The sequence below is a fragment of the Mesorhizobium sp. M7A.F.Ca.MR.362.00.0.0 genome, assembly GCF_004023175.1.
In the GTDB taxonomy this organism is placed as follows: Bacteria; Pseudomonadota; Alphaproteobacteria; order Rhizobiales; family Rhizobiaceae; genus Mesorhizobium.
Genome location: NZ_RZTF01000150.1, coordinates 1 through 7,198, shown reverse-complemented (window position 1 = coordinate 7,198; position 7,198 = coordinate 1). Strand labels below are relative to the sequence as shown.

The following is a 7,198-nucleotide window of genomic DNA, read 5'->3' as shown; positions in this document are numbered from 1 at the left end:
GATCACGTCGGGATTGGTCCGGCCGATCAGCGACAGCACCTTCTTCGGCGTCGGATTGTCGTAGCGCAGGTTCATCTGCAGCAGCTTGTAGATTGCGCGGTCTTCGTTCTTGGCTTCATAGGCGGCCTCAACCGGCCACAGGCGGGAGAAGGACAGCGACCCGGAAGTGGTGGCGAAGGCCGCCACGGCAAAAAGCAGTGCCACGGCCGCCTGCAGGCGAAATGTCGTGGCCAGCAGCGGCAGCGCGCAAAGCGCCATCAGCACGGCAAGGTGGACGCGGAAATGCGAGAAGGAATCGAAGGCGGGATGCAGCGTTCCGAAAAACCCGGCCACCAGAGCGATCGAACAGGCCAGCATTGCCAGGAATGCAACCGAAATCAGCAATGTCCCGAGGCTCGCTCTCTCCATGCCGCCTGCTTATCGGCAGAAATGCGGCCCAATCAAGATGAGAAATGCCGCCGCGATGCGTGGCATCGGCCTACTGGAACGCCGTTTCCGAAAAACTTCTGAGCTTGCGCGAATGCAACCGCTCCATCGGCATTTCCGCGAGCTTCTCCATCGCCCTGATGCCGATGGTCAGGTGCTGCGCCACCTGGCGCTTGTAGAATTCGGTCGCCATGCCGGGCAGCTTCAACTCGCCATGCAGCGGTTTGTCCGAAACGCACAGCAGCGTGCCGTAGGGAACACGGAAGCGGAAGCCATTGGCGGCGATGGTCGCCGATTCCATGTCGAGTGCGATGGCGCGAGATTGCGACAGACGCTGTACCGGGCCACGCTGGTCGCGCAGTTCCCAGTTGCGATTGTCGATGGTGGCGACGGTGCCGGTGCGCATGATGCGCTTCAGGTCATAGCCGGTAAGGCCGGTGACTTCGGCGACGGCTTCCTGCAACGCCACCTGGATCTCGGCCAGCGGCGGGATCGGCACCCAGACCGGAAGATCGTCGTCCAGCACATGGTCCTCGCGCACATAGGCATGCGCCAGCACATAGTCGCCAAGCGCCTGGGTGTTGCGCAGGCCGGCGCAGTGGCCGAGCATCACCCAGGCATGCGGCCTCAGCACCGCAATATGGTCGGTGATGGTCTTGGCGTTGGAAGGCCCGACGCCGATATTCACCATGGTGATGCCGCCATGTCCCGATTTCTTCAGGTGATAGGCCGGCATCTGCGGCAGGCGCGGCGGTGCAACGCCTTCGCTTGGCGCGCTTTGCCCGCTCTTGGTGATGACATTACCCGGCTCGACGAACTCCGTGTATCCGCCGCCGCCATTGGCCATCAGGTCGCGGGCGCGGGTGACGAACTCGTCGATGTAGAACTGATAATTGGTGAACAGCACGAAGTTCTGGAACTGCTGCGGCGTGGTCGCCGTATAGTGCGACAGCCGGTGCAGCGAATAATCGATGCGCTGCGCCGTGAAGGGCGCCAGAGGCCTCGGCTCGCCGAAGGCGACTTCGAAGGTGCCGTTGGCGATCTGGTCGTCGGTGCCATCGAGATCCGGCACGTCGAACAGGTCGCGGATCGGCCGCTTGATGCGCTCTGCCGTCGCGCCGTCGACATGGGTGCCTTCAAGGAAGGCGAAATGCAGCGGGATGGGTGTGGTCGATTCCGACACCGTGACCGCAACCCCATGATTGCGCATGATCAGGCGCAACTGCTCGACGAGGTAGCTTTCGAACAGGCCCGGCTGGGTGATGGTGGTGGAAAAATGCCCGGGCGTCGGCATATGGCCATAGGCCTGGCGCGAGTCGATCTGGGTGAACGAGTTGGTGGTGACACCGATCTCCGGATAAAAGGCCCGGTAGCGCTTGCCATTGTCGCCGCCTGCTGCCGCCAGCTCTGCGAACGAGTCGCGCAGGAATTTGGTGTTGCGGTCGTAAAGCGCCTGCAGTGCCTTGACGGCTTTCTCGGCGCTATCAAAGCTTTGCCGGCCAAAAGGCTCCGGCATGACCACAGATTCGATGGCTTGTGGGTAGATTCGCTTTTCCATGGCTCAATATAGAGACTTGGATCGGCACTTGGGAGGGGTGTCGCGACCGAAGGCGGCCAAAGCGCCGTTTTTCTTCAACCGCGCTGCAGGCTGACCAAGAGCACAAAGCCGACGCCGGACTTCTTCAGGGCTGGTGCGTCGATCGTCGAGCCGGCGTCGGTGCGCATCATCGGCACGGCCAGAACCGGAGCGGCCAGCACCGTCAGGATAAGCGCCGCCCGCGGCAGAAGCCGAAGTGTCTTGAGAGCGTTGGCGGCGATGCGGTTCATGGTGTTTCAGCTTTTCTTTTCGAGGTCTTGGTTCTTTGTTCAGTTGCGAAGATGGGTGGGGCAGGCGAGGCGGCAGGTTCTGGAACTGGCTTCGTCCCAGGCGCGGGCCGGACGGCCCGCTTCGGCGACGAGGATGGCGAAGAACATTCCAAACAGGCACACCAGCAGGCAGACGATGGTGAAGCGGCGAGCAAGCATTGGGTCGGTCTCCTTCAACACGCCGGAGAATGCCCTGATGCAACTGAACCGGCTCTGATGCCGGCGTTCATCTGCCGTTCAAGATGATTGACGGGGTTTCGACGGCGCCGGCGTCGGTTTGGATAGCCGCCGGCGGGTATCGAGCATCACCGGTGCAGGATGTGTCGACAAAACGAAAACGGGGCCCGCTGGGGCCCCGTCCTCATGTCGCAAGGATGCGCTCGATCAGAGCTTGTGCCAGGTCTGGCTCTTGCAGATCAGCCCGCCGAGCACGCAGCCGCTCATCTTGAGAGAGCTGCCCGACAATGTCGCCTTGCCCGAATAGGTCTTGTCGTTTGCCGGATCGGTGATGTTGCCGGCATATTTGTTGTCGCCTGTCGCCTTGAGCGAGCCGATGGTCTTGCCGGCATATTTCCCCGACTTGAGCGTGATGGAAAACGAGCCGCCGCCGGCGATGGCCGCGGTTTCGCCGGCCTGCGTCTTCCAATTGCCTTCGATCGGATCGGCCCATGCCGCACCCGCCACGATCAATGTGGCCGCAAGGGCCAGGCTCAGTTTTCGAAACATGTCTTCCTCCCTGTGGATGTCCGGCCGGATGCTCCGCCTCGCCGGTCTGCCGCTTACGCAAACGTAAGCTAATCCAGCTCCCGGCAAAACAAAAGCGGTGCCGTAGCGGAACACTTTGGGATTTTGCAGCCGCCTGAAAGCGCCTCCTCGACGATGAAATGAAACGATCGGCGCATCGCCTTTGTTCGCCGTGGTTAGCGAAGTCTTGCCCCCGCGCGAGAAAACTTTCGTCAAATTTGAGGCAAGCAGGCTGAATTGCTGGGTTTGTATCCTTAACGAATTTCGGCGTTTACCTCTTGTTTTAGCTTTGTTTTCCTCAAATTAAGCACGCCATTTAACGACGGATTCAAGCCTGCACGGCATTCTCGAAAGCATCGGAAGAGCAGCCGGCAAGACGAAAGAAGGCAGCTCTCGGGAGCCTGACAGGGCCGGAAAACAGGGGATTGAAATGGCACGTTTTGAAATGCTTGAAGCAGGTTTCGGCGCCATGGGAGCAACTGCTCAGGCCGACATCCTTTTCGAACTGGGCATGATGTATGCGACCGGCCGCGATTGCGAGACCGATGTCGTTGCCGCCCACAAATGGTTCAACATCGCCGCAATCAAGGGCTCGGCCCGCGCCGCCGAGCTGCGCTCGGAACTGTCGGCCGCCATGTCGAAGGTCGAGATCGCCACGGCGCTGCGCGAAGCCCGCGAATGGATGACCATACACTGAAATCTGCCAATCGCAGACAGGTCCATCGAAGACAGGGAAGCTCCGGGATCAAGGCCGCACAGACGGCCAGACCCGGCGAAATTGAAGGCCGCGCAAGACGGTCACGAAGGCAAGGGAAAGAACGCGGCAGGCCGCAAGGCCCAGTCGTGCGCGACACAGGGAAGCTGAGCGGATTTTTAGGCGCGGGGGCGCCTGGAGATTGCTCGACGGGCAAAAAAGCCACGACCAGCCGGAACAAGGCTGGCGTGGCTTTTTGCGTGGATGACGTCTTGCAGGCCCAATCGAGCGGCGCCAATGCGCCTAGACAGGCCGAATGAAGGATGAAATTGTCCGGCCTCTCTGGAAGAAGCGCGGCCGGGGCGGCCGCGCGTGAGTGGAGGAGTTCTACCATCATGAAAAAATTGAGTATTTTGAACGCGGCCATATTCGGCCTGATGTTGAGCACGCCGGTCGCATTCGCAGACGACATCACCTTTGCGGTGGTGGGCCCGATGACAGGACAGCTCGCCACCATCGGCGATCAGTTCAAGCAGGGCGCACAGGCTGCCGCCGATGCGATCAACGCCGCGGGCGGTGTCGACGGTCGTCAGATCAAGCTGAGCATCGAAGACGACCAATGCGATCCCAAGCAGGCCGTGTCGGTTGCCAACCGCGTCGTCGCCGATGGCGTCAAGTTCATCGACGGCCATGCCTGCTCGGGTTCCAGCATTCCGGCCTCGGCTGTCTATGCCGAAGCCGGCGCCTTGATGATGAGCCCGGCCTCGTCAAACCCGGTGCTGACCGATGCGGCAGCCAAGGCCGGCTGGCCGACGATCATGCGCCTTTACACGCGTGACGATGCGCAGGGCGCCTTCATCGGCCCATGGATCGCCAAGAAGTTTGCCGGCAAGAATGTCGTCGTCCTGCATGACAAGAGCGCCTACGGACAGGGCGTGGCTGACGCCGTCAGGGCAACGATGAATGCCGGCGGCCTCAAGGAGGTCTATTATGACGGCATCAACGCTGGCGAGAAGGACTATTCGGCTCTCGTCACCAAGCTCAAGGATTTGAAAGCCGACGTTGTTTATTTCGGCGGCTACCATCCTGAAGCCGGCCTGATCCTGCGTCAGTCGGCGGAACAGAACCTGAAGTTCCAGCTGATCATGCCGGACTCCATCGCCTCGCCGGAATTCTGGCAGGTTGCCGGCCCGGCCGGCGAGGGCACCATGTTCGTCTTCCCGTCGGATCCGCAGGCAAAGCCGGAAGCCAAGGCAGCCGTCGAGAAGATCAAGGCCGGCGGTTTCGTGCCGGAGGGTTTCACGCTGTTCTCTTACGCCACCATCCAGGCTTTCGCCGAAGGCATCAAGCGTGCCGGCAGCGACGACCCGGCCAAGGTTGCCGAAGCGTTGAAGAACGGTACGCCGATCAGCACCGTTGTCGGTGATGTCACCTTCGACGAGAAGGGCGACCTCAAGAATGCCAGCTACGACATCAACCAGTGGCATGACGGCAAATACGCGCCGATCGCGCAGTAATCGCCACCCTGGCGACTGGATGGCATAGAGAATGGCCGGGTTCATCCCGGCCATTTTTTGCTTTCCCTGTCGTGGCCTTCCGAACCGTCAGCTCACTGCTGTGGTCGCGGCGTTGTGCTCCTCGACGAACCGCACCAGCACCGTTCCGTCGGTGACCTGTGCGCCCTCTGTGGCGATCTCGGCGATCACGCCGTCATGCGGCGCGGCGATGGTGTGCTCCATCTTCATCGCCTCAAGGATCAGCAGCGGCTGGCCCTTGATCACCGTATCGCCTTTGCCCACGCGCACCAGCTTGACCAATCCCGGCATCGGCGCACGCAGGCTGCCGGTGCTTGCCGCCGCCTCATCGGCCCGTGCCAACGGGTCCGGCACGGCGAAGGTGTAGCCAACGGCGCCTTCGAACACGGTGATATGGCCTGGCCAGCGGGCGAGGCGCGGCGTGGCGCGAAAATCATGCGAATTGGTGTCGCCATAGGGCTTGTCCAGCGCGACCTGGAATCGTCCGTCCGCCCGCACCGAAACCTTCGCCGCGATATCGTCTTCGCCGAACTTCAGCCATGTGCGTCGCGCCACGCTGTGGAAATGGGCATAGCCGACAAGCGACGACCACGGATCGTCGGATGACGGGGTTGCGCCGGCACCGGAGGCCGCAAGAGCGGCGGCAGCAATGGTTTCGTCGCTCGGCGGCGGGACGGTCGTCAAGGTTTCTTGGTGTCTGCCAATCAGGCTGGTGTCGACATCGCCTGCAGCAAAATCCGGATCGGCGGCCAGAGCGGCAAGAAAGGCGGTGTTGACGGTCGAGCCGGCGATCTCGGTCCGGGATAGCGCCGCGCCAAGCGCTTCCAGAGCCCCCTGGCGGTCCGTCGCGTGGACGACCAGCTTGGCAATCATCGGGTCGTAATAGGGCGAGATGGCGTCACCCGCCCGCACGCCTGTCTCTATGCGCATCGTGGCGCCTTCGGAGGCCGCGTCTGGAAATTTCAGATGGTGCAGCGTGCCGGTCGCCGGCAGGAACCCTTTTGCCGCGTCTTCGGCATAGATGCGCGCCTCGAAGGCATGGCCGACGAGCGCGATCTCGCTTTGCGTCTTGGGCAGCTTTTCGCCGCTGGCGACCCGCAACTGCCACTCGACCAGGTCGGTGCCGGTCACCATTTCGGTGACCGGATGTTCGACCTGCAGGCGGGTGTTCATCTCCATGAACCAGAAGCGGTCGGCTTTCAGGCCCTGCGAGGCATCGACGATGAACTCGATGGTGCCGGCGCCTGAATAATTGATCGCCTTGGCGGCCTTCACCGCCGCATCCGTCATCGCCTTGCGCAAAGCCTCGGTCATGCCGGGCGCGGGCGATTCCTCGATCACCTTCTGGTGGCGGCGCTGCGCCGAGCAGTCGCGCTCGTAGAGATGCACCACATTGCCGAAATTGTCGCCGAACACCTGCACCTCGATATGGCGCGGCTTGTCGACATATTTTTCGACCAGCACGCGGTCGTCGCCGAAGGCGGCTTTCGCCTCGCGCCGCGCGCTGGACAACGCCTCGGAAAACTCATCTGGATGCTCGACCCGGCGCATGCCCTTGCCGCCGCCGCCGGCGCGCGCCTTGATCAGCACGGGATAGCCGATCTCGCGTGCCTTGGACGCAAGCAGCACGATCTCCTGCGCCTCGCCATGGTAGCCCGGCACCACCGGCACGCCGGCCTTTTCCATCAGCCGCTTGGCCGCGTCCTTCAACCCCATGGCCCGGATCGAGGCCGCCGACGGGCCGATGAAAATCAGCCCCGCCGCCACCACCTGGTCGACGAAATCGGGATTTTCCGACAGGAAGCCGTAGCCGGGGTGAATGGCTTGTGCGCCCGTTGCCAGGGCCGCGGCGATGATCTTGTCACCGCGCAGATAGCTTTCGCCGACGGGCGAGAGGCCGATATGCACCGCCTCGTCGGCCATCTCGACATGC

General features: G+C 62.3%; 7 protein-coding genes and 1 pseudogene. 2 read left to right on the top strand and 6 right to left on the bottom strand.

Annotated features, from left to right (window positions below):
- The 5 genes and pseudogenes from EOC06_RS42850 to EOC06_RS18835 all read right to left on the bottom strand — a co-directional run.
- Positions 1 to 408: pseudogene (locus EOC06_RS42850) on the bottom strand (AP endonuclease); the annotation flags it as partial.
- Positions 409 to 478: 70 nt separating this feature from the next.
- Entirely contained in the window at positions 479 to 1,942 is a 1,464-nt protein-coding gene (locus EOC06_RS18845; RefSeq protein WP_245469769.1) for an AMP nucleosidase, read from the bottom strand.
- Between the two features lie 116 nt (positions 1,943 to 2,058).
- The gene (locus EOC06_RS18840; protein WP_056580548.1) at positions 2,059 to 2,253 is read right to left on the bottom strand and encodes a hypothetical protein; all 195 of its coding nucleotides are present in this window, start codon (positions 2,251 to 2,253) and stop codon (positions 2,059 to 2,061) included.
- 39 nt (positions 2,254 to 2,292) lie between these two features.
- Positions 2,293 to 2,451: a hypothetical protein gene (locus EOC06_RS40210; RefSeq protein ID WP_164898645.1), complete on the bottom strand. Its 159-nt coding sequence runs from the start codon at positions 2,449 to 2,451 to the stop codon at positions 2,293 to 2,295.
- 225 nt (positions 2,452 to 2,676) lie between these two features.
- Entirely contained in the window at positions 2,677 to 3,018 is a 342-nt protein-coding gene (locus EOC06_RS18835; RefSeq protein WP_128308485.1) for a DUF2147 domain-containing protein, read from the bottom strand.
- Between the two features lie 448 nt (positions 3,019 to 3,466).
- On the opposite strand from EOC06_RS18835, the gene EOC06_RS18830 reads away from it, so the two are divergent.
- Complete coding sequence (locus EOC06_RS18830) at positions 3,467 to 3,733, top strand: sel1 repeat family protein (protein ID WP_128308484.1); 267 nt, start codon at positions 3,467 to 3,469, stop codon at positions 3,731 to 3,733.
- 392 nt (positions 3,734 to 4,125) lie between these two features.
- Positions 4,126 to 5,247, top strand: coding sequence for an ABC transporter substrate-binding protein (locus EOC06_RS18825; protein WP_127270990.1), 1,122 nt, complete (start codon positions 4,126 to 4,128; stop codon positions 5,245 to 5,247).
- A gap of 87 nt (positions 5,248 to 5,334) precedes the next feature.
- Here EOC06_RS18825 and EOC06_RS18820 read toward each other — a convergent pair.
- Positions 5,335 to 7,198 (bottom strand): acetyl/propionyl/methylcrotonyl-CoA carboxylase subunit alpha (locus EOC06_RS18820; protein WP_164898644.1); only part of this gene is annotated, 1,864 nt, incomplete at its 5' end.